Annotated in this window: 27 protein-coding genes; 16 read left to right on the top strand and 11 right to left on the bottom strand. The window is 72.2% G+C overall.

Annotated elements, in window-relative coordinates:
- Positions 1 to 179: 179 nt before the first annotated feature.
- Positions 180 to 1,742 carry a TldD/PmbA family protein gene (locus C593_RS0117195; protein ID WP_486591146.1) on the bottom strand — a complete coding sequence of 521 codons (1,563 nt, stop codon included), beginning with the start codon at positions 1,740 to 1,742 and terminating at the stop codon, positions 180 to 182.
- Between the two features lie 173 nt (positions 1,743 to 1,915).
- Between C593_RS0117195 and fabG the strand changes: the two genes are divergently transcribed.
- The 3 genes from fabG to C593_RS0117180 all read left to right on the top strand — a co-directional run bounded on the left by fabG (position 1,916) and on the right by C593_RS0117180 (position 3,967).
- Positions 1,916 to 2,635 (top strand): 3-oxoacyl-[acyl-carrier-protein] reductase, encoded by a 720-nt coding sequence (gene fabG, locus C593_RS0117190; RefSeq protein WP_018848540.1) that lies wholly within the window; start codon positions 1,916 to 1,918, stop codon positions 2,633 to 2,635.
- 4 nt (positions 2,636 to 2,639) lie between these two features.
- Positions 2,640 to 3,407 carry an enoyl-ACP reductase FabI gene (gene fabI / locus C593_RS0117185; RefSeq protein ID WP_018848539.1) on the top strand — a complete coding sequence of 256 codons (768 nt, stop codon included), beginning with the start codon at positions 2,640 to 2,642 and terminating at the stop codon, positions 3,405 to 3,407.
- Positions 3,408 to 3,586: 179 nt separating this feature from the next.
- Positions 3,587 to 3,967, top strand: a complete 381-nt coding sequence (locus C593_RS0117180) for a hypothetical protein (RefSeq protein WP_018848538.1) — start codon at positions 3,587 to 3,589, stop codon at positions 3,965 to 3,967.
- Here the strand turns inward: C593_RS0117180 and C593_RS0117175 are convergent.
- Complete coding sequence (locus C593_RS0117175; protein ID WP_018848537.1) at positions 3,930 to 4,616, bottom strand: FadR/GntR family transcriptional regulator; 687 nt, start codon at positions 4,614 to 4,616, stop codon at positions 3,930 to 3,932. The genes C593_RS0117180 and C593_RS0117175 overlap by 38 nt on opposite strands.
- A gap of 128 nt (positions 4,617 to 4,744) precedes the next feature.
- Between C593_RS0117175 and C593_RS0117170 the strand changes: the two genes are divergently transcribed.
- The 4 genes from C593_RS0117170 (at position 4,745) to C593_RS0117155 (ending at position 7,283) form a co-directional block, all read left to right on the top strand.
- On the top strand, positions 4,745 to 6,133 hold the full coding sequence (locus tag C593_RS0117170; RefSeq protein ID WP_037746233.1) for a CynX/NimT family MFS transporter: 1,389 nt from the start codon (positions 4,745 to 4,747) through the stop codon (positions 6,131 to 6,133).
- Positions 6,134 to 6,140: 7 nt separating this feature from the next.
- Entirely contained in the window at positions 6,141 to 6,251 is a 111-nt protein-coding gene (locus C593_RS33840; protein ID WP_486591150.1) for an SGM_5486 family transporter-associated protein, read from the top strand.
- Between the two features lie 195 nt (positions 6,252 to 6,446).
- Positions 6,447 to 6,659: a hypothetical protein gene (locus tag C593_RS0117160; RefSeq protein WP_018848534.1), complete on the top strand. Its 213-nt coding sequence runs from the start codon at positions 6,447 to 6,449 to the stop codon at positions 6,657 to 6,659.
- A 72-nt stretch (positions 6,660 to 6,731) separates the two neighbouring features.
- Positions 6,732 to 7,283, top strand: coding sequence for a SixA phosphatase family protein (locus C593_RS0117155; RefSeq protein ID WP_037746180.1), 552 nt, complete (start codon positions 6,732 to 6,734; stop codon positions 7,281 to 7,283).
- An 80-nt stretch (positions 7,284 to 7,363) separates the two neighbouring features.
- On the opposite strand, the gene serB is transcribed toward C593_RS0117155, so the two are convergent.
- Complete coding sequence (serB, locus tag C593_RS0117150) at positions 7,364 to 8,584, bottom strand: phosphoserine phosphatase SerB (protein ID WP_026277785.1); 1,221 nt, start codon at positions 8,582 to 8,584, stop codon at positions 7,364 to 7,366.
- 368 nt (positions 8,585 to 8,952) lie between these two features.
- On the opposite strand from serB, the gene C593_RS0117145 reads away from it, so the two are divergent.
- Entirely contained in the window at positions 8,953 to 11,514 is a 2,562-nt protein-coding gene (locus tag C593_RS0117145; RefSeq protein ID WP_026277784.1) for an ABC transporter ATP-binding protein/permease, read from the top strand.
- A gap of 143 nt (positions 11,515 to 11,657) precedes the next feature.
- On the opposite strand, the gene C593_RS0117140 is transcribed toward C593_RS0117145, so the two are convergent.
- The 3 genes from C593_RS0117140 to C593_RS0117130 form a co-directional block, all read right to left on the bottom strand.
- On the bottom strand, positions 11,658 to 12,380 hold the full coding sequence (locus C593_RS0117140; RefSeq protein WP_018848530.1) for a transglycosylase SLT domain-containing protein: 723 nt from the start codon (positions 12,378 to 12,380) through the stop codon (positions 11,658 to 11,660).
- 281 nt (positions 12,381 to 12,661) lie between these two features.
- Complete coding sequence (locus C593_RS0117135; protein ID WP_018848529.1) at positions 12,662 to 13,759, bottom strand: S-adenosylmethionine:tRNA ribosyltransferase-isomerase; 1,098 nt, start codon at positions 13,757 to 13,759, stop codon at positions 12,662 to 12,664.
- Positions 13,760 to 13,764: 5 nt separating this feature from the next.
- On the bottom strand, positions 13,765 to 14,460 hold the full coding sequence (locus tag C593_RS0117130) for an SDR family oxidoreductase (RefSeq protein WP_018848528.1): 696 nt from the start codon (positions 14,458 to 14,460) through the stop codon (positions 13,765 to 13,767).
- A 206-nt stretch (positions 14,461 to 14,666) separates the two neighbouring features.
- On the opposite strand from C593_RS0117130, the gene C593_RS0117125 reads away from it, so the two are divergent.
- The 3 genes from C593_RS0117125 (at position 14,667) to C593_RS0117115 (ending at position 16,898) form a co-directional block, all read left to right on the top strand.
- On the top strand, positions 14,667 to 15,812 hold the full coding sequence (locus tag C593_RS0117125; protein WP_020610335.1) for a GAF domain-containing sensor histidine kinase: 1,146 nt from the start codon (positions 14,667 to 14,669) through the stop codon (positions 15,810 to 15,812).
- Positions 15,805 to 16,449, top strand: a complete 645-nt coding sequence (locus C593_RS0117120) for a response regulator transcription factor (RefSeq protein WP_018848526.1) — start codon at positions 15,805 to 15,807, stop codon at positions 16,447 to 16,449. The genes C593_RS0117125 and C593_RS0117120 overlap by 8 nt, the downstream gene beginning before the upstream one ends.
- Before the next feature lie 200 nt (positions 16,450 to 16,649).
- Positions 16,650 to 16,898 (top strand): chaplin, encoded by a 249-nt coding sequence (locus C593_RS0117115; RefSeq protein WP_018848525.1) that lies wholly within the window; start codon positions 16,650 to 16,652, stop codon positions 16,896 to 16,898.
- 72 nt (positions 16,899 to 16,970) lie between these two features.
- Here the strand turns inward: C593_RS0117115 and C593_RS0117110 are convergent, their stop codons facing one another.
- Positions 16,971 to 17,762 (bottom strand): hypothetical protein, encoded by a 792-nt coding sequence (locus tag C593_RS0117110; RefSeq protein WP_020610334.1) that lies wholly within the window; start codon positions 17,760 to 17,762, stop codon positions 16,971 to 16,973.
- Positions 17,763 to 17,975: 213 nt separating this feature from the next.
- Here C593_RS0117110 and C593_RS0117105 point away from each other — a divergent pair, with 213 nt between their 5' ends.
- From C593_RS0117105 to C593_RS0117090, 4 genes are all read left to right on the top strand, one after another.
- Complete coding sequence (locus tag C593_RS0117105; protein WP_018848523.1) at positions 17,976 to 18,767, top strand: ABC transporter ATP-binding protein; 792 nt, start codon at positions 17,976 to 17,978, stop codon at positions 18,765 to 18,767.
- Between the two features lie 134 nt (positions 18,768 to 18,901).
- Positions 18,902 to 19,330 (top strand): NfeD family protein, encoded by a 429-nt coding sequence (locus C593_RS0117100; RefSeq protein WP_026277782.1) that lies wholly within the window; start codon positions 18,902 to 18,904, stop codon positions 19,328 to 19,330.
- A 175-nt stretch (positions 19,331 to 19,505) separates the two neighbouring features.
- Entirely contained in the window at positions 19,506 to 20,459 is a 954-nt protein-coding gene (locus C593_RS0117095; RefSeq protein ID WP_018848521.1) for an SPFH domain-containing protein, read from the top strand.
- Positions 20,460 to 20,542: 83 nt separating this feature from the next.
- Positions 20,543 to 21,316 (top strand): sulfite exporter TauE/SafE family protein, encoded by a 774-nt coding sequence (locus C593_RS0117090; RefSeq protein WP_199790052.1) that lies wholly within the window; start codon positions 20,543 to 20,545, stop codon positions 21,314 to 21,316.
- Between the two features lie 24 nt (positions 21,317 to 21,340).
- Here C593_RS0117090 and C593_RS0117085 read toward each other — a convergent pair whose 3' ends face one another.
- The 4 genes from C593_RS0117085 to C593_RS31820 all read right to left on the bottom strand — a co-directional run bounded on the left by C593_RS0117085 (position 21,341) and on the right by C593_RS31820 (position 24,770).
- Positions 21,341 to 21,853 (bottom strand): HNH endonuclease, encoded by a 513-nt coding sequence (locus C593_RS0117085; protein WP_026277781.1) that lies wholly within the window; start codon positions 21,851 to 21,853, stop codon positions 21,341 to 21,343.
- A gap of 196 nt (positions 21,854 to 22,049) precedes the next feature.
- Complete coding sequence (locus tag C593_RS0117080; RefSeq protein ID WP_020610333.1) at positions 22,050 to 22,586, bottom strand: YbhB/YbcL family Raf kinase inhibitor-like protein; 537 nt, start codon at positions 22,584 to 22,586, stop codon at positions 22,050 to 22,052.
- Between the two features lie 86 nt (positions 22,587 to 22,672).
- A complete protein-coding gene (locus C593_RS0117075) occupies positions 22,673 to 23,455 on the bottom strand; it encodes a sporulation protein (protein WP_018848517.1) in 783 nt (260 codons plus the stop codon).
- A 79-nt stretch (positions 23,456 to 23,534) separates the two neighbouring features.
- Positions 23,535 to 24,770, bottom strand: a complete 1,236-nt coding sequence (locus C593_RS31820; RefSeq protein WP_078521627.1) for an ABC transporter substrate-binding protein — start codon at positions 24,768 to 24,770, stop codon at positions 23,535 to 23,537.
- 366 nt (positions 24,771 to 25,136) lie between these two features.
- Here C593_RS31820 and C593_RS0117065 point away from each other — a divergent pair, with 366 nt between their 5' ends.
- Entirely contained in the window at positions 25,137 to 25,748 is a 612-nt protein-coding gene (locus C593_RS0117065; RefSeq protein ID WP_018848515.1) for a DNA-3-methyladenine glycosylase, read from the top strand.
- Positions 25,749 to 26,354: the final 606 nt, after the last annotated feature.

Raw genomic sequence — 26,354 nt, 5'->3', positions numbered from 1 at the left:
CCTCCTGCGTCGTGTTGAGACTGTGCTTGCCCGGGGGGCGACCCCCGGACCCCCGGCAGGGGTTCCTGTGGTCCGTGCGCCCGCTCATCGACCCGCCTCCTGCGTCGTGTTGAGGCTGTGCTTGCCCGGGGGGCGACCCCCGGACCCCCGGCAGGGGGCCCTGTGGTCCGTGCGCCCGCTCATCGACCCGCCTCCTGCGTCGTGTTGAGGATGTTGACACCCCGGAAGAGGGCGGAGGGGCAGCCGTGGGAGACCGCCGCGACCTGGCCCGGCTGGGCCTTGCCGCAGTTGAACGCGCCGCCGAGGACATAGGTCTGCGGGCCGCCGACCTGCTCCATCGAGCCCCAGAACTCGGTGGTCGTCGCCTGGTACGCCACGTCTCGCAGCTGGCCGGCCAGCCGGCCGTTCTCGATCCGGAAGAAGCGCTGCCCGGTGAACTGGAAGTTGTAGCGCTGCATGTCGATCGACCAGGACCGGTCCCCGACCACGTAGATCCCGCGCTCCACGCCCCCGATCAGGTCCTCCGTGGACAGCCCGCCCGGGTCCGGCTGGAGGGAGACGTTCGCCATCCGCTGCACCGGGACGTGCCCGGGGGAGTCGGCGAAGGCGCAGCCGTTGGAACGGCCCAGGCCCGTGAGCTTCGCGATCCGGCGGTCGGTCTGGTAGCCGACCAGGGTGCCGTCCTTCACCAGGTCCCAGCTCTGCGCCGCCACTCCCTCGTCGTCGTAGCCGATGGTCGCGAGCCCGTGCTCGGCCGTGCGGTCGCCCGTCACGTTCATCACCGAGGATCCGTACGCCAGCTTGCCCAGCTGGTCGAAGGTGGCGAACGAGGTCCCCGCGTACGCCGCCTCGTAGCCGAGCGCCCGGTCCAGCTCGGTGGCGTGGCCGATGGACTCGTGGATGGTCAGCCACAGGTTCGACGGGTCCACGACCAGGTCGTAGCGGCCCGCCTCGACGCCCGGCGCGCGCATCTTCTCCGCCAGCAGCCCGGGGATCTCCTCCAGCTCCGCATCCCAGTCCCAGCCGGTGCCGGTCAGGTACTCCCAGCCGCGGCCCGCCGGCGGCGCGATGGTGCGCATGGAGTCGAACTCGCCGGAGGTGCCGTCCACGGCGACGGCCGTGAGCTGCGGATGCAGCCGCACCCGCTGCTGGGTGGTCACCGTGCCGGCGGTGTCCGCGTAGAACTTGTTCTCCTGGACGGTGAGCAGCGAGGCGTCCACATGCGCCACGCCGTCCGCGCGCAGCAGCCGCGCGCTCCAGTCGGCCAGCAGCCCGGACTTCTCCTCGTCGGGCACCTCGAAGGGGTTCACCTCGTACGAGGAGATCCACGTCTTCTCGGCGTGCACCGGCTCCTCGGCCAGCTCGACCCTCTCGTCCGAGCCGGCGGCCGCGATCACCTGCGCGGAGAGCTTCGCCATCGCGACCGCCTGCCCGGCCACCCGGGCCGCCGCGTCCATGGTCATGTCCACCCCGGAGGCGAACCCCCACGCCCCGCCGTGCACCACCCGCACCGCGTACCCGAGGTCGGTGGTGTCGGACGAGCCCGAGGGCTTGGCGTCGCGCAGCCGCCACGAGGCGCTGCGCACCCGCTCCAGGCGGAAGTCGGCGTGCTCGGCCCCGAGCGCGCGGGCGCGGGCGAGCGCCGCGTCGGCCAGCGCGCGCAACGGCAGCGCGGTGAACGCCGCGTCGATGGAATGAGGCACGGAATGTCTCCTGTCGTCGAGACGGAACGCCCCGATCATGTCGCGTCGCGGGGTGCCGTTGCCAGCGGGTTCGACGCGGAAGCGGCCCGCCGGGTTCTGTAGGGACCCGACAGCGGTGGCCGTACGGCGCTGTCAGGGCCCGATTCCCCGTCCGGTGGCCGGTACCGATAGTTTGCAAGGCGTACCAGACCGAACAGGGAAAGGGTGATCCGTTGAGCCGCTCGGTTCTCGTCACCGGAGGAAACCGGGGCATCGGCCTCGCCATCGCCCGCGCGTTCGCCGACGCCGGCGACAAGGTGGCCATCACCTACCGCTCGGGGGAGCCCCCGGCGGTCCTGACCGAGGCGGGCTGCCTCGCGGTCAGGTGCGACATCACCGACGCCGAGCAGGTGGAGCAGGCCTACAAGGAGATCGAGGAGAAGCACGGTCCCGTGGAGGTGCTGGTCGCCAACGCCGGCATCACCAAGGACCAGTTGCTGATGCGCATGTCCGAGGAGGACTTCACGTCCGTCCTCGACACCAACCTCACCGGCACCTTCCGCGTGGTCAAGCGCGCCAACCGCGGCATGCTGCGGGCGAAGAAGGGCCGCGTCGTCCTCATCTCCTCCGTCGTCGGGCTGCTCGGCTCGGCCGGCCAGGCCAACTACGCCGCCTCCAAGGCCGGTCTCGTCGGCTTCGCGCGTTCCCTCGCCCGCGAGCTGGGCTCGCGCAACATCACCTTCAACGTCGTCGCCCCCGGTTTTGTCGACACCGACATGACCCAGGTGCTCACCGACGAGCAGCGCGCCGGGATCGTCTCGCAGGTGCCGCTCGGGCGCTACGCGCAGCCGGAGGAGATCGCCGCCGCGGTGCGGTTCCTCTCCTCCGACGACGCCTCGTACATCACTGGAGCCGTCATCCCCGTTGACGGCGGATTGGGCATGGGTCACTGATCACATGAGTGGAATCCTCGCCGGCAAGCGCATCCTCGTCACCGGTGTGCTGATGGAGTCCTCCATCGCCTTCCACACCGCGAAGCTGGCCCAGGAGCAGGGCGCCGAGGTCGTCCTCACGGCGTTCCCGCGGCCCACGCTCACCGAGCGCATCGCCAAGAAGCTGCCGAAGCCCGCCAAGGTCATCGAGCTGGACGTCACCAACGACGAGCACCTGGACCGGCTGGCCGGTCTGGTGCGCGACGAGCTCGGCGGCCTCGACGGCGTCGTGCACTCCATCGGCTTCGCCCCACAGGACGCCCTCGGCGGCAACTTCCTGAACACGCCCTTCGAGTCGGTCGCCACGGCGATGCACGTCTCGGCGTTCTCGCTGAAGTCGCTGACCATGGCCTGCCTGCCGCTGATGGAGGAGGGCGGCTCCGTCGTCGGCCTCACCTTCGACGCGCAGTTCGCCTGGCCGCAGTACGACTGGATGGGCCCGGCCAAGGCCGCCCTGGAGGCCACCAGCCGCTACCTCGCCCGCGACCTGGGCAAGCAGGGCGTGCGCTGCAACCTGATCTCCGCCGGTCCGATCGGCTCCATGGCCGCCAAGTCCATCCCGGGCTTCACGGACCTGGCCAAGGTCTGGGACGACCGCTCCCCGCTCGCCTGGGACATGGCGGACCCGGAGCCCACCGGCCGCGGTGTGGTCGCCCTGCTCTCCGACTGGTTCCCGAAGACCACCGGCGAGATCGTCCACGTCGACGGCGGCGTGCACATCATGGGCGCCTGACCAGCACCGACGCACTTCCGGACGCCCCGTCCCCCGCCCTGCGCGGAGGGCGGGGCGTCCCCCGTTCGGCCCTACGGGTGAGCGGTGGCCGGGGGCGGCGGTGATGCTGGAGGGGCAATCTTCCTTGTGGTGCTTTTGCGGCGCACGCGCCGCAGTTCGGCCGAGGGGGTGTCCTGCCGATGGTGACGAACTGGCGCAACGCCACCGTGCTTGCCGCGGCGACGGTACTCCTCTGGGCGACCCCCACCGCCACCTCCCATCTGCTCCCCGGCGCCGGCGGCCCCCAGCAGCCCCCGCCGAAGAAGGAGCCCGTCTACGAGGCCGTCTGCCGGACCGTGGTCGACGGCTCCCGGGTCACCGCGCACTGCCACAACCCCTTCCCCAACGCCGACCGCATACGGCTGCACGTCGAGTGCGAGCGCTGGTGGGACCTGGACGCGGACACCACCCCCGTCGAGCTGCTCCCCGCCGGGTACACGGAGCTGAGCCAGCGGTGCTGGAAGGAGATACGCGCGGTCTGGGTCAGCCACCAGCCGGTTCCGGCCGCCGCAGGCACATGAACGGATAGCCGGCGGCCTCCGCGGCGGCCGTCTCCCCGTCGCCCGCCCGGATCGCCTCCACCATCCGCGCGTGGTCCATGTGGTGCTCCGGCCGGAGCTCCTGCCCCACGTCGTCGCGGAGCCAGTCGCGCAGCAGGTCCGCCAGGTCCGCGTACAGCTCCGTGAGGACCTCGTTGTGCGAGGCGGCGACCACCGCCAGGTGGAAGGTGGCGTCCGCGGCGACGAAACGCTCCGCGTCACCGGACGCCCACGCCTCCTCGCGCCGCGCCAGCAGCGCGTCGAGCTGGGCCAGGTCCTTGTCCGTGCGCCGCTCCGCCGCCAGCCGGGCGCCCGAGGACTCCAGGGTGGAGCGCAGCTCGGCCACATGGCGCGGGTCGGCGCCGGCGAAGCGGCGGTGCATCACCCCGGCCAGCTCGCTGGTCGCCACGACATAGGTGCCCGAACCCTGGCGGATGTCCAGCAGACCGTTGTGCGCCAGCGCGCGCACCGCCTCGCGGACCGTGTTGCGGGCCACGCCGAGCTGCTCGACGAGCTCCGGCTCGGTCGGGATGCGCGAACCGACCGGCCACTCGCCCGAGGTGATCTGGTTCCGCAGCTGTGCGATCACCTGGTCGGAGAGCGCGGAACGGCGGGGTGAGGACAGCGCCATGGTGCTCCTCTTCGTCGGGCGCGGGTGGGGCGTGCGCGGGGAGGGGGTGGGACCGGTCGGGACCCGGTGGGGACGCGGTGGGGACGCGGGTGGACAACCAATCATCCCATGATTCTATGATGGGTACCATGCGTGACGAGATCCGAACCCTGCGACCCGCCCACCCGGCACCCCGTACCTCCGCCGATTCTCCCGCCGCGCCGCCGGCCGGGCGTCAGGCGCCCCGGGGAGCGGCGGGGCGCGTGGTGGGCCCGGCGGCTCGGGCGGACCTGGCCGGTCCGCCGGACCTTGCGGGTCCGGCGGCCTCGGTGTGGACCGTCCGGCTCGTGGTGCTCGGCATCGTCCTCGCGGCCCTCAACCTCCGGCCCGCGATCACCAGCCTCGGCGCGCTCCTCGAAGAGGCCCGCGTCGGCCTGCACATGAGCGGCACGGTCGCCGGACTCCTCACCTCCGTGCCCCCGCTCTGCTTCGCCGTCTTCGGTATCGCCGCGCCCCGGCTCGCCCGCCGCTTCGGGCCGGCCGCCGTGGTGTGCGCGGGCATGGCGGCCATCGCCCTCGGCCTCGCCGTCCGGCCCTTCGCGGGCGGCTCCGCGGGCTTCCTCGCGGCCAGCGCCCTCGCCCTCATGGGCATCGCCGTCAGCAATGTGCTGATGCCGGTGATCGTGAAGAAGTACTTCCCGGACCGGGTCGGCTCGATGACCGGTCTCTACTCCATGGCCCTCGCCCTCGGCACCTCCCTGGCGGCGGCCGCGACGGTCCCCGTCACCTCGGCCCTGGGCGGGAGTTGGCGCACCGGGCTCGCGGTCTGGGCGCTCCTCGGCGTCCTCGCCGTGCTGCCCTGGCTCGCCCTGGTCCGCGACCGGAACGGGGCAGGGGAGCGGCCCGCAGGCGGGCAGGCGCGCGCGGCTCGGACCGCCGGCCCGGCGCCGCGTATCACCCGCAGCCCCACGGCCTGGGCGCTCGGCTGCTTCTTCGGCCTCCAGGCCACCGGCGCGTACATCACCATGGGCTGGATGCCGCAGATCTTCCGTGACGCGGGCGTCTCCGCCTCCACGGCGGGCGTGCTGCTGGCCGTCACCATGGTCATGGGCGTCCCGCTCGCCTTCGTCATCCCGCGCCTCGCGACCCGGCTGCGCAACCAGGGCCCGATCGTCGTCGCACTCGGCCTCTGCGGACTCACCGGCTACCTCGGCCTGCTGCTCGCCCCGGCCGCCGGGGCCTGGGCGTGGGCGCTGCTGCTCGGCATCTCCAACTGCGCGTTCCCGCTGGCCCTCACCATGATCGGCATGCGCTCGCGGACGGGGGCGGGGGTGGTGCGGCTCTCGGCCTTCGCGCAGTCCACGGGGTACCTGATCTCCATTCCGGGCCCGCTGCTCGTCGGCGTCCTCTACCAGCACAGCGGAGGCTGGACCGTACCGCTGCTGCTGATGGCCGGGCTGCTGGTGCCACAGATGATCGTCGGCACGCTGGCGGGACGGGACCGCACGATCGAGGACGAGAAGGGTCTGCGACACTGAGCGCATGGTGCTCGACCCGAACCCCCAGAACGGCCAGAAGAAGCTCCTCGGGATCTTCGGCCTCATCCTCCTCATCGGCGTGGTGATCTCGGTCATCGCCACCATCGCGGCGCCGTGATCTCTCAGGGGCTCGGTTCGCCTCCGGGGTGCTGCCAACGGATACCGGGGCCCCACCCCCGGCCTCGGTAGGGGATTCCCCCTACCCCCTAGGGGGCCAGGGTCAGGGTCGAGTGGGTGGGTCTCCGGATGGGGCCCGAGCCCCAAGATCCGTACGGTTTCCGTATACACAGGAAACCGACCCACGGAGGCGGCGATGCCGGCCCGCACACGCACCCGGTCCCACCCGCAGACCCCGGTCGTCGGTGCCCGCGCCGCGCGGTTGCCGTGGTGGGCGCTCGCCCTCCCCGTCGTCGCCTTCGCCGCACTGCTCGCGCTGATCGCCGGGGCCGGTGACGCGCACGCCGCCGGGAGCGCGCCGGTGGTCCCCGAGCTGCTGGCGCACCTGCGGGACATGCTGGTCCGCTGAGGCCCTCCTCCTTCGAGGGAGAGACGTCAACACCCTGCGCCCGATGGCGCGTTTCATGCGAAGCTGGGATGCATGAGCGCCGCTGTGTCATCCGGAGGGAAAGCCCCCGGATCTCCCGAGTCCCGCAGGATCGTTCTTCTCCGGCACGCCAAGGCCGACTGGCCCCAGGTCGCCGATCACGACCGCCCGCTCGCCGAGCGCGGCCGCATGGACGCCCCCGTAGCCGGACGCCGGCTCGCCGAGACCGGCATCCCCTTCGGCCTCGCCCTGTGCTCCACCGCCGTCCGAACGCGAGAGACGTGGAAGCTCGCCGTCCACGAGCTGCCCGAGCGCCCGCGGACCGTCTACGAGGACCGCTTGTACGAGGCCTCGCTCGGCGAACTGATCGCCCTCCTCAACGAGACGCCCGACGACGTGGCCGATCTCCTCGTCATCGGCCACAACCCCGGTATGCACGCGCTCTCCGACGCCCTCTCCGGCAGCGCGGAGGGTGACGCGCACAACCGGATGACCCGTTCCGGCTTCCCGACCGCCGCGTTCGCCGTGGTGTCCTTCACCGGCTCGTGGAAGTCCCTGGAGCACGGCGTCGGCACGCTGCTCGACTACTGGGCCCCGCACGACTGACCCCGCCCGGCCCCCGCCCGGAAGCCGAGGTCCCCGGCGCACCGGTCAGGTGCGCCGGGGACCTTCGGCGTACGGGGGCGTCAGTGCTCCTCGGTGCCGTCGTCCGCGGCCTCGACCTCTTCGCGGGTGACGCCCAGCAGATACAGCACGGTGTCCAGGAACGGCACGTTCACCGCCGTGTGCGCGGCTTCGCGGACCACCGGCTTGGCGTTGAAGGCGACGCCCAGGCCCGCCGCGTTCAGCATGTCCAGGTCGTTGGCGCCGTCGCCGATGGCCACCGTCTGGGAGAGCGGCACCCCGGCCTCCGCGGCGAAACGGCGCAGCAGCCGCGCCTTGCCCGCCCGGTCCACCACCTCGCCGATCACCCGGCCGGTGAGCTTGCCGTCGACGATCTCCAGGGTGTTGGCGGAGGCGAAGTCCAGGCCCAGGCGCTCCCGGAGGTCGTCGGTGACCTGGGTGAAACCGCCGGACACCACGCCCACTTGGTAGCCCAGGCGCTTCAGCGTGCGGATCAGGGTCCGGGCGCCGGGGGTGAGGCGCACCTCGGCGCGCACCTTGTCCACCACCGACGCGTCCAGGCCCGCGAGGAGCGCCACCCGGGCGTGCAGCGACTGCTCGAAGTCCAGCTCGCCGCGCATCGCCGACTCGGTCACCGCGGCGACCTCGTCCTCGCAGCCGGCGTGGGCCGCGAACAGCTCGATGACCTCGTCCTGGATCAGGGTCGAGTCGACGTCCATCACGACCAGGCGCTGGGCGCGCCGGTGCAGGCCCGCCGAGACGACGGCCACGTCCACCCCGATGCCGTGCGCGAGGGGCGCGAGGGCGGTGCGCAGCGGTTCCGTCTCGACGCCGGAGACCGCGAACTCGACCGCCGTGACCGGATACTTCGCCAGCCGGAACACCCGGTCGATGTTGGCGCCCATGTCGCTCATCCTGGCCGCTATGGCGGCGGTGGACTCGGCGGTCAGCGGGTTGCCCAGCACGGTCACATGGGAACGGCCGCTGCCGCGTGGCCGGTTGTCGCCGGTGCCGGAGATGATCTCGGCCTGGAGCTTCAGGGACTCGGCCCAGCTGTGCACGGTCGCCCGCAGATCGCCCTCCGAGGCTCCCCGCGGCGCGGTCACCAGGGCGCACAGGACGAGGCGTCCACGGGAGACGACCTGCTCGATGTCGACCACGTCGACCGCGTAGGCGGCCAGGGTGTCGAAGAGCCCGGCGGTGATACCGGGGCGGTCCTTCCCGAAGATCTTCACGAGAAGGGTGGGGACGTCTGTGCCCGGAGGGGTCTGCGCTGCACTCATGGTGTTCCCACCGTATCCGGCGCGGGCCGGGCCCGGGCCCGCCGTCCCGCCTGACGGACAGCCCCGGCGGGCGGGCCGGGCGGACAGGCCCGGTGGGGGCCCGCGGGCCGGAGCACCGTCCGGGAGGAATCGGAGTTTTGGTTCCGTTTGGGTGCGTTCGGCGGTGTTCCGACCGGATAGGCCTTCCTTCGCGTCGCCGGTCGGCGTCCCCGGTCGGCGACGAAGGTCCCAACTCCGTGACGAAGGCGGTCTTCACCGGGCCTGACTTTCGGATACGGGACCGGGCCTGAAATAGTTCCCCACGATGTTCGCCATCCCTAGACTCCCGGCGACGGGGGAAGTTCGGGGGACAACTAGTGGGGCATGGAGTGCCGGAACTCGTACTGGAATTGAACGGAAGCACCTGGACCCTCGATCCGGCCAGGGCGTACTCCCTGGGCCGTGATCCCCAGGGTGATGTGGTGGTCGACGACGCCAGAGTCTCGTGGCGGCACGCCACGATCAGCTGGAACGGCCGCAGTTGGGCCATCGAGGACCACGGCAGCACCAACGGCACCTATGCGCAGGGCCGGCGGATCCAGCAGCTGGAGATCGGCGCCGGCTCCGCCGTGCATCTGGGCAACGCCACCGACGGCCCCCGGCTGAATCTGACCGCCGCGGCCGGAGCCTACAGCGCGCAGGCCGCGGCCCCGCAGCAGGCCGCCGCCCAGCAGGCCGCGCCCCAGGCGCCGCAGGCGGCTCCCCACCAGGCCCCCCAGCATGCCCCTCAGCAGGGCTGGCAGGGCGCCCCCGCCCCCGGGCAGCCGCCCCAGCAGCAGGGCTGGCCGCAGCAGCCGCCGGCCGCGCAGCCGCAGGTCCCGCACCAGCAGGGCGGCCAGGGCCACCACGGCGGCGGCTTCGTCCACGGCGACCGCAGCCCGACCACGTTCCACCAGCTCGCCCTCGGGCGTGTGATGCGCATCGGCCGCGCCCTGGAGAACGAGCTGGTCGTCTCCGACCTCCAGGTCTCCCGGCACCACGCGGAGTTCGTCGCGACGCCCGACGGCCGCTTCGAGATCCGTGACCTCGGTTCGCACAACGGCACCTATGTCAACGGCCAGCCGATCGCCAAGTCCTCCACGGTCCTCATCGGTCCGAACGACATCGTCGGCGTCGGCCACTCCACCTTCCGGCTGGTCGGCGACCGGCTGGAGGAGTTCGTCGACACCGGCGAGGTCTCCTTCTCGGCCCGGCACCTGACGGTGACCGTCGACGGCGGCAAGCAGATCCTGCGCGACGTCTCCTTCGGGGTGCCCGAGAAGTCGCTGATCGGCGTCATCGGCCCGTCCGGCTCCGGAAAGTCCACCCTGCTCAAGGCGCTCACCGGCTACCGGCCCGCCAACCAGGGCGACGTCCTCTACGACAACCGCAGCCTCTACAAGCAGTTCGCCGAGCTGCGCCAGCGCATCGGTCTGGTCCCGCAGGACGACATCCTGCACAAGGAGCTCACCGTCCGTAAGGCGCTGAAGTACGCGGCGAAGCTGCGCTTCCCCGCGGACACCACCGAGGCCGAGCGCGAGGCGCGCATCGGCGAGGTGCTGCGCGAGCTGAAGCTCGACATCCACAAGGACAAGAAGGTCACCGCCCTCTCCGGCGGCCAGCGCAAGCGCGTCTCGGTCGCCCTGGAGCTGCTGACCAAGCCCTCCCTGATCTTCCTGGACGAGCCGACCTCGGGCCTCGACCCGGGCATGGACCGCGATGTCATGCAGCTGCTGCGCGGCCTCGCGGACGACGGCCGCACGGTCCTGGTGGTCACGCACTCGGTCGCCGAGCTGGCGCTCTGCGACAAGCTGCTGGTCATGGCGCCGGGTGGCGCGGTGGCGTACTTCGGGCCGCCCGAGGAGGCGCTGAACTTCTTCGGCTACAGCACCTGGGCCGATGTCTTCTCCGCCTTCGAGAACTACCGCGACTACGACTGGGCGGGCCGCTGGAAGGGCTCCCAGCACTACCAGATGTACGCGGCGGACCTCGACGCGGTCGCCCCGCAGGCGGTGAGCATGCCGTCCGCGCAGCAGATGCGGCCGCCGAAGCCGCAGAGCTGGGGCTCGCAGCTGTTCACCCTGATCCGGCGCTATGTCTCGGTGATCGCCTCGGACAAGGGCTTCATGGCCCTGATGCTGATCCTGCCGGCGGTCCTGGGAGCGGTCAGCCTGGTGATCGACCCGGACAAGGGCCTGCTGGTCAACGTGAACGAGCAGACCGGGCGGGTCATCCCTAACGGCACGGCGACCACGGTCCTGCTGATCCTGGTGGTGGGCGCCTGCTTCGCGGGCGCCGCCAACTCGGTCCGCGAGCTGATCAAGGAACGGGTGATCTACGAGCGGGAACGGGCCACCGGCCTGTCGCGCTCCGCCTACCTGATGTCCAAGGTGATCGTCCTCGGCGCGATCACCGTCCTCCAGGGCGCGCTGGTCGGCGCGATCGGCTTCGCCACCCGTGAGCTGCCGGAGGAGGGCCTGATCCTCGGCAGCGCGGTCCTGCTGGAGCTGTCCCTGCCGATCATGGCGCTGGGCTTCACCTCGATGATGTTCGGCCTGATCATCTCGGCCCTGGTCAAGACCGCCGAGAAGACCATGCCGCTGCTGGTGATGTTCGCGATCGTCCAGGTCGTCTTCACCGGCTGCCTGTTCATCCTGCACGGCACCGTCGGCGTCAACGAGTTCTCGTATCTGATGCCCTCGCGCTGGGCGGTCGCCGCGGCCGGCACCACGCTGGACTTCAACCGGATCAACCCCAACACGGACGACCCGGCCAGCACGGACCCGCTCTGGGACCACGACGCCGGGGCCTGGATGCTGGACATGGGCGCACTGCTCGCCCTCGGCGCGCTCTGCGCCTTCCTGGTGGCGCGCTTCCTGCGCCGCCACGAGCCGGAGGTCATGCGCAAGTGACCCGTGCGGGCCCGGGCCCGCAGGCACCGCGCGACGCCCGGAGGGCGCACCCGTGTCGGGTGCGCCCTCCGGCGTATGTCGTGGCGCGCGCTCCGCTCCGTCGCGGGGCCGCGGGTGCTGCCCGGTGGCAGGTCCGCGCAGGCTCAGTAGGCGCTGTTGACGTTGTCCATGGAGCCGTAGCGGTCGGCCGCGTAGTTGCAGGCGGCGACGATGTTGGCGACCGGGTCGTACTGGTCCTTCTTGGTGCCCGGGACGTGGTAGGCGTCGAAGGTGGGCTTGATGACCTGGAGCAGGCCCTTCGACGGGACGCCGTTGATGGCGTTGATGTCCCAGTTGTTGATCGCACGCGGGTTGCCGCTGGACTCACGCATGATGTTGCGGTGGATGCCCTCGTACGAGCCGGGGATGTCGTGCTTCTTCATGATGGACAGGGCCTCGCGGATCCAGCCGTCCAGGTTGTTCGGGTAGGTCACCTTGGCGGGCTTCGCGGCGGCGCGGGCGGACCGGTCGGCGGCCGCCTTCTCCTTGGCGCGCTTCTCCGCGGCGGCCTTCGCCTCGGCCTTCTTCTTGGCCTCGGCGGCCTTCTTCGCGGCCTCGGCCTCCGCCTTCTTCTTCGCCTGCGCCGCCTTGAGCTGGGCCTCGAAGGACGTCTGCTGCGTGGCGATGCTCTCCTGCACCTTGGCGGCCTGCTCGGGGCTGGCCTTCCAGGCGGCCGGGGCGGCCGCGACCTCGGCGGTCGTGCCGGCCTCGGCGTCGGCCGGCGCGAGGGAGAGCGCCACGGCGGCGGAGGCGGCGACGGCGACACCGGTGACCGCGGCCTTGCGCGATCGGAGACGACGGAGAGCGGAAGTGTTGAACGCGGACATACAGATGTACCTCTTCGAATAGCGGGGAGTCGCTCCAGGGCCGGTTCGGCTCTGCGCTGTTCGTGGAAGCGACGTCGGCAATTCTTAGCGGCAGCAAAATCCCGTGGCAAAGGTGTGACGTACTATCCGTGGTAGTGGATCACCCTTGCCCCATACGTCCGTTTCACCCGCGCTGTCCGTGCTCACATGCCCCTTATGTATCCACTAGGGCGGTTCGTAAGTGACCCACGCCCTATGCGCGGGCTCACACGGGGCGCCCCTCCGCCTCACCGTCTGTTGCATCAGCAACCCACACCGTGAGTGCCCTCATCCGGGAGGAGGAGATGCGTGTCCCCGAACTCGTGCCAGAGGTAGCGCAGCCTCAGCGCCTCGGCGTACGCCGAGGCCAGTGCCCCTTCCCCGTCCTGCTCGCCCGTCCCCGCGACGGCCCCCAGCATCAGCAGATGGGACGCCTCCGGCTCGTGCAGCCCGGTCAGCAGCCCGTCCACCACCCGCACCCCGCGCCTCGGGGTGACGACCAGGTCCGTCCACCCGGACGCGGGCGCCACCACCCCCGAAGGCGCCGCCGCCGACTCCAGCGCCCGCACCGCTGTCGTCCCCACCGCGACCACCCGCCCGCCGCCCGCCCGGGCCGCGTTCACCAGCCGCGCGGTCGCCGCCGGCACCGCGAAGGGCTCCGGGTACGGCGGCTCGTGCGCCTCCGCCGACGCCACCCCCGTGTGCAGCACCACCGGCGCGAACTGCACCCCCCGGCTCACCAGCTCCGCCACCAGCGGCGCCGTGAACGGCCGCGCCGCGCTCGGCATCTCCGCCGACCCGGCCCCGTCCGGCGAGGGCCGCGCGAACACCGTCTGGTACGCCGCGAGCGGCTGGTCCCGGGCCGTGTACCGGTAGCGGATCGGCCGCCCGTACCGCGCCAGCAGCCCCGGCACCGGGACCGACACCGACGCCCACCACAGCCGGTCCGCCCCCGGCGCGAGCCGCTCCTCCAGCACCAACCGCGCACCGCCCCGCAGCCGCACCACCAGACCCGGTGGCCCGCCCGGACGCGGCCCCGTGGTCCCCGACCCGTCCGGCGTGCGCAGCTCCACCGCCCACTGCCGCCCGCCGTCCCGGCGAGTCGAGAAGTGCACCACCACCGGCTCCGCGCCGATCCGCCCGTCGACCGCGGCGGCCAGGGTGGGGGAGGTGTTCACCACGAGCACGTCCCCCGCCCGCAGCAGCCCGCCCAGGTCCCGGAACGCGTGGTGCGTCACCCGCGCGCCCCGTGAGACCAGCAGCCGCACGTCGTCCCGGCCCGTGCCGCGCTCCTCCGCGGGCACCCGGGCCGACAGTCCCTCCGGCACCCTCAGCGACTCCAGCGCCGGCAGCGCCGCCACCGCCCTCACCGGGACCCCAGCAGATCCCGGGCGGTGCCCCGGCCGCTCGCCGGCCGCTCCGCGACCAGCCGCGCGAAGTCCGGCGCCACCTGCGCCGGCGAGGGCCGCGGCTCCTCGTCGTCCGGCACCGCCGCCGCGTACAGATCCGTCGCCATGTCCCCCGGGTCCACGCTCCACACCCGCAGCTCCGGCTCCTCCACCGCCAGCACCCCCGCCAGCAGGTCCAGCGCCGCCTTCGACGCCCCGTACCCGCCCCAGGTCCCGTACGCCTCCACGGCCGCATCCGAGCTGACCGCCAGCACGGCGCCCCGCGCCGAGCGCCGCAGCAGCGGCAGCGCCTCCTGCACCAGCCCCAGGGCGGCCACCGCGTTGGTCTCCAGCGCCGCCCGGAACCCGTCCAGCGGCAGTTCCGCCAGCCGCACCAGAGGCTCGGCCCCCAGCGCGCTCGCGTTGCTCACCAGCAGATCGAGACCGCCCAGCGCCCCCGCGGCGGCCACCAGCTCCGCCCGGTGCGCCGGGTCCGTGACATCACCCGCCACGGCCACCACCCGCGTCCCGTGCGCCCCGGCGGACGCGGCGCTCTCCTTCAGCACCTCCCCGGTCCGCGCCCCGAGCACCAGGTCCCAGCCCTGCGCCGCGAGCCGCTCGGCCAGCGCCCGGCCCAGCCCCTTCGACGCCCCTGTGATCACCGCAACCGGCATGACGACCGCCCCTCTCCCTCGGGTCTCGGGGTGAGCGGCATCATCTGCGCCGCCACCTGTGCCGTCACCGTAGGAACGCCCGCCGGGCGGCCGCCTCGTGCGCCGGACCCCACCGGCCAGGGCACTTCGGCCTACGACCAGCGACCCGGGCCGGGGCCGTCCCCGGCCCGATACGGACCGTCACAACCCACCGGTACGGTGAGGTCATGAGTCACCGACCGAGCTCCGGCCTGGCCGCCGTGAGCACCGCGCTCCTCGCCATGAGCAGGCATCTGGAGGTGCGCGACGTGCTCAAGACGATCGTGGCCTCCGCCCGGGACCTGCTGGACGCGGAGTACGCGGCGCTCGGCGTCCCCGACGACCACGGCGGCTTCGCCCAGTTCGTCGTCGACGGCGTCAGCGACGAGCAGTGGAAGGCCATCGGCCCCCTCCCGCGCCAGCACGGCATCCTCGCCGCGATGCTCCAGGGCGCCCGGACCGAGCGGCTCGCCGACGTGCGCGAGGACCCCCGCTTCGAGGGCTGGCCCGCCGCCCACCCCGACATGTCCGACTTCCTCGGCCTGCCCATCAAGGACGGCGAGGACGTCATCGGCGCCCTGTTCCTCGCCAACAAGCGCTGCCCCCGCCCGGCCGGCAGCTGCGGTTTCACCGAGGACGACGAGGAACTCCTCGGCATCCTCGCCCAGCACGCCGCCATCGCCCTCACCAACGCCCGGCTCTACGAGCGCAGCCGCGAGCTGACCATCGCCGAGGAGCGCTCCCGCCTCGCCCACGAGCTGCACGACGCCGTCAGCCAGAAGCTCTTCTCCCTGCGGCTCACCGCCCAGGCCGCGGCCGCCCTGGTCGACCGCGACCCGGCCCGCGCCAAGGGGGAGCTCCAGCAGGTCGCCGCGCTCGCCGCCGAGGCCGCCGACGAGCTGCGGGCCGCCGTCGTCGAACTCCGCCCCGCCGCGCTCGACGAGGACGGGCTGGTCAACACCCTCCGCACCCAGATCCAGGTCCTTGACCGGGCCCACACCGCCCGCGTCACCTTCGAGACCCGCGGGATACGGGCCCTGCCGGCCGCCCAGGAGGAGGCCCTGCTGCGCGTCGCCCAGGAGGCCCTGCACAACGCCCTGCGGCACGCGGAGGCCGGGCGGGTCGAGGTGAGCCTCGCCCGCCGGGGCCAGGGCGCGGTCCTGCGGGTCAGCGACGACGGCAAGGGCTTCGAGCCGGGCTCGGTGCGTCGCGCCGGGCGCCACCTCGGCCTGGTCTCCATGCGGGACCGGGCGGGCGGCGTGGGCGGCGGCCTCACGGTGGAATCGGCGCCCGGCAAGGGCACCACGATCGAGATGGAGGTCCCCGGTGGCTGAGGACAGGATCCGCGTGCTGCTGGTCGACGACCACCAGGTGGTCCGGCGCGGGCTGCGCACCTTCCTGGAGGTGCAGGACGACATCGAGGTCGTCGGCGAGGCGGGCGACGGCGCGGAGGGCGTGGCCCGCGCCGAGGAGCTGAAGCCCCACGTCGTGCTGATGGACGTCAAAATGCCCGGCACGGACGGCATCGACGCCCTGCGCAAGCTGCGTGAGCTGGAGAACCCGGCCAAGGTGCTGATCGTCACCAGCTTCACCGAGCAGCGCACCGTCGTCCCCGCCCTGCGCGCCGGGGCCTCGGGCTATGTCTACAAGGACGTGGACCCGGAGGCGCTCGCCCGGGCCATCCGCTCGGTGCACGCGGGCCATGTCCTGCTCCAGCAGGAGGTGGCGGGGGCGCTGCTCTCGGACGACGCCCCGGGGCCGGGCACCGGCCGGGGCCCGAGCCTGACCGAGCGGGAGCGCGAGGTCCTCGGCCTGATCGCGGACGGCCGCTCCAACCGGGAGATCGCCCGCGCGCTGGTCCTCTCGGAGAAGACGGTCAAGACCCATGTCTCGAACATCCTGATGAAGCTCGACCTGGCCGACCGCACCCAGGCGGCGCTCTGGGCGGTGCGGCACGGGCTGACCGGCTGACCGCCCGCGCGCCGCCCCGGGTGGCCGGACGGCCGGAACAGGCGTCCGTACGAGCAGGCGTGCGGAACGTCACGCTCCGATCCGAGATTCATACTGTCGGGTGGACGTCACTCACATGGCGCATCCCCGTGCGCCGTGCGGCGTTCTCCAGTGCGAGCCGCGGCGGCCGGCCGCGGCGAACGCTCAGGAGGATGACAGCAGTGAAGAACGTCAAGAAGGCCGCGGCCCTCACCATGATCGCCGGCAGCCTCGTGGCCGTGAGCGCGGGCGCCGCCTCCGCCACCAGCGGCGGCGCGCACGCCCACGGCGAGGCCGTGAAGTCCCCGGGCGTCGCCTCCGGCAACCTCGTCCAGGTCCCGGTCCACGTCCCGGTGAACCTCGTCGGCAACTCCGTCAACGTCATCGGCCTGCTGAACCCCGCGTTCGGCAACGCCGGCCTCAACGGCTGACGCCCCGCACCACGCGTACGCGCCCGGCCCCGCACACCGCGGGACCGGGCGCGTGACCGTGCGGCCGGCCGCTCAGCCCCGCCGGCGCTCCTGCTCCTCGACGAACGCGTTGTACGCGGCCACCCGCGCACGCCGGGCCACCCGCTCGACCGGACGCAACGCCTCCGCCCGCGCCGCCATCTGCGAGGCGCTCACCGCCCCGCCGTGACCGTTCTCGTACGCCACCGAGATCAGCAGCCCGACCCGCTGCGCCAGCTCCAGCACCCGCACCGACCGAGGCGGATACCCGGGCGCCAGCCGCTCGGCCGCACCCCGCTCCGCCCGCGCCCGGTAGGCGTCCACCGCCGCCTCGGCCACCGGCCCGGACCCGGCGACGTCCAGCCGGGTCAGCACCGTCGTCGCCTCCCGCAGCGCCTCGGCCAGCTCCCGTTCCGCCTCACCGAGGGAGGGCACGTCGGCGGGCGGCCCCTCGCGCACCGGCAGGCAGTGCCACACGACCTCGGTGTGCACGTCCCCGTCCGGACCGGCCTCGTGCACCTCCGGCACCAGACCCCACGCGGCCCCCGTCCCCACCACGGCCTCCTCGGCCTCCAGGGCCCGGGCGTTGAACTCCGGCGGGCCGCTCAGCCCCAGCGGATGCCCCGGCGCGGGCAGCGCCACCCGGAACCCGGTGACCCCCAGCGCGCGCAGCCGCCCCAGCGCCAGCGTCAGCCCGACCCGGCCCGACTCCCCGGGCAGATCCTCGACCCGGTGCCGGACGTCGTCGCCGACGATCGCCTCCACCGCGTCGTCGGGTGCGACGAGCCCGGCCAGTACGGCGTTCCCCCAGGCGGCCAGCCGCCCCGAACGTGGTTCCCACAGCATGGCGACCAGCGTAGGCGTTCCCGCGAGCCCGGGGACCGGGCACCGGGCCGCCCGGCGGGTGGCGTAGGTTTTCCCCTGGGCGCTGTGCCCGCAGCTGTCCCGTACGAGCACCGCCGCCCGCAGCACCCGGCAACACCTCGTAACATCTCGCGGCACCGCGAGGACGCAGACGACGCAGACGACGCAGACGACGCATGGGGAGACAACGCGCTCATGAGCGATGTACTGGAGCTGGTGGACGTATCCGTGGTCCGCGACGGACGCGCTCTGGTGGACGACGTCTCCTGGTCGGTCAAGGAGGGCGAGCGCTGGGTCATCCTCGGCCCCAACGGCGCCGGCAAGACCACCCTCCTCAACCTCGCCTCCAGCTACCTCTTCCCGACCTCCGGCACCGCCCGGATCCTCGGTGAGCGCCTCGGCGGCGTCGACGTCTTCGAACTGCGCCCCCGCATCGGCATGGCCGGCGTCGCCATGGCCGACAAGCTCCCCACCCGCCAGACCGTCCTGCAGACCGTCCTCACCGCCGCCTACGGCATGACCGCCACCTGGCACGAGGACTACGACGACGTCGACGAGCAGCGCGCCCGCGCCTTCCTCGACCGCCTCGGCATGACCGAGTACCTCGACCGGCGCTTCGGCACCCTCTCCGAGGGCGAGCGCAAGCGCACCCTCATCGCCCGCGCGATGATGACCGACCCCGAACTCCTCCTCCTCGACGAGCCGGCCGCCGGACTCGACCTCGGCGGCCGCGAGGACCTGGTCCGCCGCCTCGGCCGCCTCGCCCGCGACCCGTACGCCCCCTCCATGATCATGGTGACCCACCACGTCGAGGAGATCGCCCCCGGCTTCACCCACGTCCTGATGATCCGTCAGGGCAAGATCCTCGCGGCCGGCCCGATGGAGACCGAGCTGACCTCCCGCAACCTCTCCCTCTGCTTCGGACTGCCGCTCGTCGTCGAGCGCACCGGCGAGCGCTGGAGTGCCCAGGGCCTGCCCCTCGGCTGACCGCCGCCCGCACCCGGCGGCCGAACCCCCGACCGCCGTAAGCCCGTTGCGAGCCCAGCAGCGCCCCGGACCCCCGACGCCGGTCCGCCACGCCCCCTGTCCCGAGCACGACCGGCGGACCTACCATGGGCGGCGTGGACATCGACGCATGGGTGTGGTGGCTGATCGGCGCGGTCGCACTGGGCATTCCCCTGGTGCTCACCGCGATGCCCGAATTCGGCATGTTCTCGGCGGGAGCGGTCGCCGGAGCCGGCACCGCCGCCCTCGGCGGCGGAGTGGTGGCGCAGGTACTCGTCTTCGTGGCGGTCTCGGTGGCGCTCATCGCCGTCGTCCGCCCCCTCGCCGCCCGCCAGCGCGCGCAGAAACCCGGATTCGCCAGCGGTGTCGACGCCCTGAGGGGCCGTCAGGCCGTCGTCGTCGAACGCGTCGACGGCCAGAGCGGGCGCATCAAGCTCGCCGGCGAGATCTGGTCCGCCCGCGCCTACGACGAGACCGCCGCCTTCGAGGTCGGTCACCAGGTCGACGTCGTCGAGATCGACGGTGCCACCGCCCTCGTCATGTGAGGCCCGCGCGGCCGGAGACCCGCACCGGACCTTCGGCCGCGGCCGAAGACGCGGAACGGCCCGCACCACGGCCCCAGTTCTGGGAAACTGATCATCCGTTCTGGGAAACTGATCATCGACCGGCCCCCGGCACGGTCCACCGAGGACATCCGCAGCGAAGGGCACAGGGAACGCGATGCAACCGATCATCATCGTCCTGATCATTCTGGTGGTGCTGGTCTTCATCGCCCTGATCAAGACCATCCAGGTCATCCCGCAGGCCAGCGCCGCCATCGTCGAACGCTTCGGCCGCTACACCCGCACCCTCAACGCGGGCCTCAACATCGTCGTGCCGTTCATCGACTCGATCCGCAACCGCATCGACCTCCGCGAACAGGTCGTCCCCTTCCCGCCGCAGCCGGTGATCACCCAGGACAACCTCGTCGTCAACATCGACACCGTCATCTACTACCAGGTGACCGACGCGCGCGCCGCCACCTACGAGGTCGCCAGCTACATCCAGGCCATCGAGCAGCTCACCGTCACCACCCTGCGCAACATCATCGGCGGAATGGACCTGGAGCGGACCCTCACCTCCCGCGAGGAGATCAACGCGGCCCTGCGCGGCGTCCTCGACGAGGCGACCGGCAAGTGGGGCATCCGCGTCAACCGCGTCGAGCTCAAGGCGATCGAACCGCCCACCTCCATCCAGGACTCGATGGAGAAGCAGATGCGCGCCGACCGCGACAAGCGCGCCGCGATCCTCACCGCCGAGGGCATCCGCCAGTCCCAGATCCTCACCGCCGAGGGCGAGAAGCAGTCCGCCATCCTGCGCGCCGAGGGCGAGGCCAAGGCCGCCGCCCTCAAGGCCGAAGGCGAGGCCCAGGCCATCCGGACCGTCTTCGAGTCCATCCACGCCGGAGACGCCGACCAGAAGCTGCTGGCCTACCAGTACCTCCAGATGCTCCCCAAGATCGCCGAGGGCGACGCCAACAAGCTCTGGATCGTCCCCAGCGAGATCGGCGACGCCCTCAAGGGCCTCAGCGGAGCCATGGGCAACTTCAACCCGATGGCCGGCATGGGCGGCGGCAACAGCGTCCCCAAGCAGACCGGCGGCACCGAGCGCCGGGAGCAGCCCCCCATCGACTGACCGGCACGGCCGTCATGCATGATCGGTGAGGCCCCTCGACCCCTCGACCTAAACGGCGGGGAGGCCCCACCGAACATGAGGAGATGGCTTTGTCCCTCTGGGAGTCACTGGCGGTCTTCGCCGCGGGCATGGGCGCCGGCACGATCAACACCATCGTCGGATCCGGGACCCTGATCACCTTCCCCGTCCTGCTCGCCACCGGCCTCCCCCCGGTCACGGCCACCGTCTCCAACGCCCTCGGCCTCGTCTCCGGTTCCATCAGCGGAGCCATCGGCTACCGGGCGGAACTCAGAGGCCAGCGCCGCCTGGTGCTGCGCCTCGGCGCCGCCGCCGCGATCGGCGGCCTGAGCGGCGCGATACTGCTCCTGCTGCTCCCCGAGACCGCGTTCGAGACCATCGTCCCCGTCCTGGTGGCCCTGGCCCTCGTCCTCGTCGTCCTCCAGCCGCGCATCTCGGCCGCCGTCCAGCGGCGACGGGAGCGCCGGGGCACCGCCGTCCGGGGCGACGGCGGGCCCGTCCTCTTCGGCGGACTCCTCCTGGCCAGCGTCTACGGCGGCTACTTCACCGCCGCCCAGGGGATCATCTACCTCTCCCTGATGGGCACCCTGCTGGACGACACCCTCCAGCGCCTCAACGCCGTCAAGAACGTCCTCGCCGCCGTCGTGAACAGCATCGCCGCGCTGTTCTTCCTCTTCGTCGCCGACTTCGACTGGACCGCCGTCCTCCTCATCGCCATCGGCTCCGCCATCGGCGGGCAGATCGGCGCGAAGGTCGGACGGCGGCTGCCGCCGACGGTTCTGCGCGTCTTCATCGTGGTCGTCGGCGTCTCCGCGATCGTCCAGCTGCTGCTGCGCTGAGCCGCCGGCCGACCGGACCGGGCCTCAGGCGGCGGCCCGCGCCGTCACCAGCCAGTCCGGCAGCACCTCCCGCTCACCGGCCCGCAGCCCGAGCAGCATCGCCTGCGCCGGCGACGGCTCGAACGGCTCCCGCAGCAACGGCATCCCCGCCTGCTCCGGAGTCCGGTCCGCCTTCCTGTGGTTGTCCGCGGCACAGGACGCCACCGTGTTCAGCCAGGAGTCCGCGCCACCGCGCGACTTCGGCACCACGTGGTCCACCGTGGTGGCGCGCCCACCGCAGTAGGCGCACCGGTGCTGGTCCCGGACCAGGACACCCCGCCTCGACCACGGGGCCTGTCTTCGGAAGGGCACCCGTACGTACCGGGAGAGCCTGATCACCCGCGGCACCGGCAGATCGAAGGCGGCGGCACGGACACGCAGACCGGGGTGCGCCTGCTCGACGACGGCCTTGTCCTGGAGCACCAGCACCACCGCACGGTTCAGCGTCACCGTCGACAGCGGCTCGAAGCTCGCGTTCAGCACCAGCGTGTCCCGCATCATGCCCACCTCCCGTTCACCGGCCCGGCCGGCCCAGTCGACGGGCTCGGGCTCGCATCAACTCTGGCCGGGCGCGCCGGGATGGACAACGCAATATCCGTGCCGGCCCAAGGAGCGAACCCCCGGCCACGGCAACAAAAAACTGCCCTGCCCTGATCTCTCCAGGACCAGGGCAGGGCAAACGGGAAACGAACAATCAGCCCGCCGCGGGCTCCTCGAACTCGGCGACCAGATGCGCCCGGCCGAGCGTGTGGAAGCGGAGATTGAAGCCCACGACGGCCGGCGAGGCGTCCTCGTCCGGGCCCAGCTTCTCGCTGTCCACCGCGTAGACCGTGAACACATAGCGGTGCCGCTCACCCGCCGGGGGAGCGGCACCCCCGAAGTCCTTCGTCCCGTAGTCGTTGCGGACATGGAGCGCCCCCTCGGGCAGCCCCTCGAACTTCCCGCCGCCGGCGCCCGCGGGCAGCTCGGTCACCGACACCGGGATGTCGAACAGCACCCAGTGCCAGAACCCGCTGCCCGTCGGCGCGTCGGGGTCGAAGCACGTCACGGCGAAGCTCCTGGTCCCCTCGGGGAACCCCTCCCAGCGCAGGTGCGGCGAGGTGTTGCCCGCGGCCTGTACCTGGGCGTCCGCCAGCTCGGCCCCGTGCTCGATGTCGTCGCTCACCACGGTGAACTCGTGCACCGGCGGGTGGAAGTCGTGCGGAAGGGGCGCCCGCTGCTGCTCGGCCACGTCGAAAACCTCCGGGTTCGGCTGTGTCGTGTCCTCGGACCCTCTGTCCGCGGACCCGGACACCAGGGGCTCCGGGCCCCGGTGTCCTAGAACCAGTTACGGCGCCCGCCGACGTCGGCGAGCCACTGGTTCAGGAATCCTGCCCAGTCGGTGCCGGCGAAGTCGTGGTGACCCACCGTGAACGCCTTGTAGGAGTCGCTGCCCTCGGTGAACAGACCCGGCTTCTTGTCCATCTCCAGGATCACGTCCATCTCGCGGTCGTCCGCGACGAACGTCAGCTCGACCTCGTTCAGGCCCCGGTACTGCTGCGGCGCGTAGAACTCGATCTCCTGGTAGAACGGCAGCCGCTGACGCGTCCCGCGGATGTGGCCGCGCTCCATGTCCGCGCTCTTGAAGCGGAAGCCGAGCTGGATGAACGCGTCGAGGAGCGCCTTCTGCGAGGGCAGCGGGTGCACGTTGACCGGGTCCAGGTCACCCGAGTCCACGGCCCGCGCGATCTCCAGCTCCGTGGTCACACCGATGTGCATCCCGCGCAGGATCTGCCCGTCGATCGCGGTGACCGGCGTCTCCCACGGGATCTCCAGCCCGAACGGCACGACGTGCACCGCACCGGCCTTCACCTCGAACGCGCCGCCGAGCCGCAGCTTGGTGAACTCGATGTTCTGCTTGACCTCCTGGTCGCCGCTCTCGACCTCGACCTTGGCCTGAAGTCCGACGGACAGCCCCTCGATCTGCTGGTCGACGGACCCGCCCTGGACACGGACCTCACCCTGCACCACGCCGCCCGGAACGACGTTCTCCTCGGACAGCACCGTCTCCACGGACGCGCCGCCGGCGCCCAGGCTCGCGAGCAGCTTCTTGAAGCCCATGTCCCACTCCTAGATCGATCTTGTCGGTCCCGTCGGTACCGGTAGCGATTACGCCGACGGGCCCGCGGTCGGTTCCCGGTCACCTCGATGCGGTGACCGGGACCACCGACCGTACGCCGTGGGCGAGCAGGGCCTCGCTCCGGCCCGGCCCGCCCCGGTTCCCAGGTGGGGCGCCCAGCGGCCGACCGGGGGCGCGACGGCCGCGGCGCCCGGCGCCCGGACCGGAAACCGCCCCGCGCACGCCCAGCTGCTCGTCGCCGGGGCCGGACTCGGCTCCCGCGCCGGCGCCCTGCCCCGGTAGACGAAGGCGCCCCTGTCCACCCGGAAGAGGTACAGCGCGTCGGTGTTGTGGGCCCCGGCCCCGGGGTCGTAGTGCAGCACCTTGGTGATGCCCTCGTAGCGGATCCTGCGCAACTGCCGCACGAGACCGCCCCGTTCGAGCCGGCCGCACCCAGTTCGGTGATGGCCCGTACGAGGAACAGCGCCGCGTCGTACGCCTCGGCCGCGTACCAGGGCGGGTCGGCGCCCTCGAAGCGCTCCCGGTGCGCGGCGGTGAACGCCTCGGCGGACTTCTCCCTCCGCGGGTCCAGGAAGGGCGCGGCGAAGACCCAGCCCCGCGCCTCGTCCCCGGCGAGGTCGAGGAACCCGGGCGCCATGGCGTGGTGCGTGCCCAGCCGGGCGCCGGTGAACCGGCCGAGCCGAGGGCGCGCGCCAGACGCGCCGCGGGCTCCGTACCGCCCGCGAAGACCACCGCGTCCGCGCCGCTCGCCACGACCTGACCGGCCACGGCACCCCAACCCCCGGGACCGCCGCCGCCCGCGACGGTCCGCAGCCCGGTGCGGACCTTTCCGCCCAGCGCCTCGGCCGTGTGCCGGCACAGGAACCAGCCGGCATCGCCCAGGGCGGCGTCCGCGAGCAGCATCGTGTGCCGGGTCCGCACGGTGCGGGAGAGATGGGCCACCAGCGGTGCGGCCAGGGGGTCGTCGCGGGGGCGGGTGGCCACGAAGACGCGGTGGGTGCCCACCGTCCGTGCGAGAGGGCGTCCCAGGGACACCGACACCATGGCGAGCAGGGCCTGCTGGTACCGGTCGACCGCGGCCGCCGCGCAGGTGTCGTCGCTCGGCCCGAGCACGGCGAGGACCCGCTCGTCGGCGGAGAGCCGGCCCGCGACGGCCCGCGCACGCTCCGGTTCACCACCGTCGTCGTGGACCACCAGGTCCAGGAGGAACTCCTCGGAGGCGGCGGAGTTGAACTGGTCCACCGCGAGGCGGACGCCCCGAGCATGGGCGGACCACCGGGCCGGTACACCTCGCATCGAACGCGACACTCCACGCGCCGCATGGCTGATCGCACGCAGCCGCTGGGGCCCTGCCGCCGGAGCCGGTGCCCGGCGGGACGACGGTAAGGTGTCGTGCGGCAGTGGGCGTCAAGGCCCCCGGTCCAGGACCCGGGTGGCCGGGTGCGGCCTCGGTCTGACCGGCCCGACCGGACGGTCGAACCGGACGGTCGTACCAGTTGCCGAGGCCGGGGGTGCCCCACAGGTGCGGAACGTGCGTCGGCGGAGATCTTCGAATGTCTGATGGGGCTGGCACATGCTCTCCACGAACGGCGTTCCGGACCGCGGGGCGAAGCCACGGCGTCCGACGGGGCCGGCACGCCCGGGCCCTCAGGGGCGGTGGCTGTGAACGGTGAGGCCCTCGCCCGTCCGGCCGAGGAGGTCGCCCCCGCACTGCTGGGGAGCATCCTCAGCAGCACGACCCCGGAGGGGGCCGTGAGCATCGCCATCACGGAGACCGAGGCGTACTCCGGTGCGGAGGACCCGGCCTCCCACGCCTACCGGGGCCGCACCCCCCGCAACGCCGTCATGTTCGGACCCGCGGGACACCTGTACGTCTACCTCTCCCACGGTCTGCACTGGTGTGTCAACGTCGTCACCGGGACGGACGGCATCGCCTCGGCCGTCCTCATCCGTGCAGGCAGAGTCATCGAGGGCGAGGAACTGGCCCGCAACCGGCGAGGGGAGAGGGTCGAGAGCCCACGTCTGGCCCGCGGTCCGGGGAACCTCGGCCAGGCACTCGGCATCACGGCGGAGCACAACGGCGTCAACCTCCTGACAGGTATGGCGGTCACGCTGTCCGAGGGGGAACCCGTACCCGCCGCCCTCATCCGGGTCGGGCCTCGGGTCGGCGTGAGCAGGGCCCACGACTGGCAGCACCGTTTCTCCCTCGCCGGTGATCCGACGGTCTCGGCGTACCGGCTCAGCCGGAGGGCCGGGCCGTCCGCCGGCATCTGAGCGGCCGTGGGCCCGGCACGCGACAACCCACGTCCCGGGACGTCGCCGGACTTGACTCGTCCCGCATGGGCCCCTAATGTAGTCCGAGCCGTTTGAACGGGACGCTGCTGATCGGCAGCCCCGGAGCGGCCACCCACTACTACAAGACGAAGCCCGGACGGGTCTTGTTTCGGCATGCCGAAATACAGTCCGAATGACTCGATTATGAGTCGCCCGGGAAATCGGCTAACGTAGTGACCACGCCGAAAGGGAAACGCGAAAGCGATTCCTTTGAAGCATTCCCGCCGGCCGGGAATCGGACACGAAAGAGTCTGATAGAGTCGGAAACGCAAGACCGAAGGGAAGCGCCCGGAGGAAAGCCCACAGAAGTTCTGGGGGTGAGTACAAAGGAAGCGTCCGTTCCTTGAGAACTCAACAGCGTGCCAAAAATCAACGCCAGATTAGTTGATACCCCGTCCAGCCGACGTGAGTTGTTGGTTGGTCGAGGTTCCTTTGAAGAAACACAACAGCGAGGACGCTGTGAACCGTCGGGTATTTTCCGCCCGGCTGGTTCCGCTCCCTGTGATGTGTCGACCCGATCACGGGTAAACATTCATGGAGAGTTTG

Source organism: Streptomyces sp. CNT372 (assembly GCF_000377145.1).
The sequence above is the reverse complement of the archived record's forward strand: the minus strand, read 5'-3'. Positions and strand labels throughout refer to the sequence as shown.

Bases quoted from the DNA above. Each gene is read 5' to 3' on its own strand.
- serB (WP_026277785.1), bottom strand. From the start codon at position 8,584: ATGAGTGCAGCGCAGACCCCTCCGGGCACAGACGTCCCCACCCTTCTC.
- C593_RS0117105 (WP_018848523.1), top strand. From the start codon at position 17,976: ATGAGCGATGTACTGGAGCTGGTGGACGTATCCGTGGTCCGCGACGGA.
- C593_RS0117085 (WP_026277781.1), bottom strand. From the start codon at position 21,853: ATGCGGGACACGCTGGTGCTGAACGCGAGCTTCGAGCCGCTGTCGACG.
- C593_RS0117095 (WP_018848521.1), top strand. From the start codon at position 19,506: ATGCAACCGATCATCATCGTCCTGATCATTCTGGTGGTGCTGGTCTTC.
- fabI (WP_018848539.1), top strand. From the start codon at position 2,640: ATGAGTGGAATCCTCGCCGGCAAGCGCATCCTCGTCACCGGTGTGCTG.
- C593_RS0117130 (WP_018848528.1), bottom strand. From the start codon at position 14,460: ATGCCGGTTGCGGTGATCACAGGGGCGTCGAAGGGGCTGGGCCGGGCG.
- C593_RS0117175 (WP_018848537.1), bottom strand. From the start codon at position 4,616: ATGGCGCTGTCCTCACCCCGCCGTTCCGCGCTCTCCGACCAGGTGATC.
- C593_RS0117180 (WP_018848538.1), top strand. From the start codon at position 3,587: ATGGTGACGAACTGGCGCAACGCCACCGTGCTTGCCGCGGCGACGGTA.
- C593_RS0117160 (WP_018848534.1), top strand. From the start codon at position 6,447: ATGCCGGCCCGCACACGCACCCGGTCCCACCCGCAGACCCCGGTCGTC.
- C593_RS0117170 (WP_037746233.1), top strand. From the start codon at position 4,745: ATGCGTGACGAGATCCGAACCCTGCGACCCGCCCACCCGGCACCCCGT.
- C593_RS0117155 (WP_037746180.1), top strand. From the start codon at position 6,732: ATGAGCGCCGCTGTGTCATCCGGAGGGAAAGCCCCCGGATCTCCCGAG.
- C593_RS0117075 (WP_018848517.1), bottom strand. From the start codon at position 23,455: ATGGGCTTCAAGAAGCTGCTCGCGAGCCTGGGCGCCGGCGGCGCGTCC.
- C593_RS0117090 (WP_199790052.1), top strand. From the start codon at position 20,543: ATGGCTTTGTCCCTCTGGGAGTCACTGGCGGTCTTCGCCGCGGGCATG.
- C593_RS31820 (WP_078521627.1), bottom strand. From the start codon at position 24,770: ATGCGAGGTGTACCGGCCCGGTGGTCCGCCCATGCTCGGGGCGTCCGC.
- C593_RS0117195 (WP_486591146.1), bottom strand. From the start codon at position 1,742: ATGATCGGGGCGTTCCGTCTCGACGACAGGAGACATTCCGTGCCTCAT.
- C593_RS0117125 (WP_020610335.1), top strand. From the start codon at position 14,667: ATGAGTCACCGACCGAGCTCCGGCCTGGCCGCCGTGAGCACCGCGCTC.
- C593_RS0117110 (WP_020610334.1), bottom strand. From the start codon at position 17,762: ATGCTGTGGGAACCACGTTCGGGGCGGCTGGCCGCCTGGGGGAACGCC.
- C593_RS0117140 (WP_018848530.1), bottom strand. From the start codon at position 12,380: ATGTCCGCGTTCAACACTTCCGCTCTCCGTCGTCTCCGATCGCGCAAG.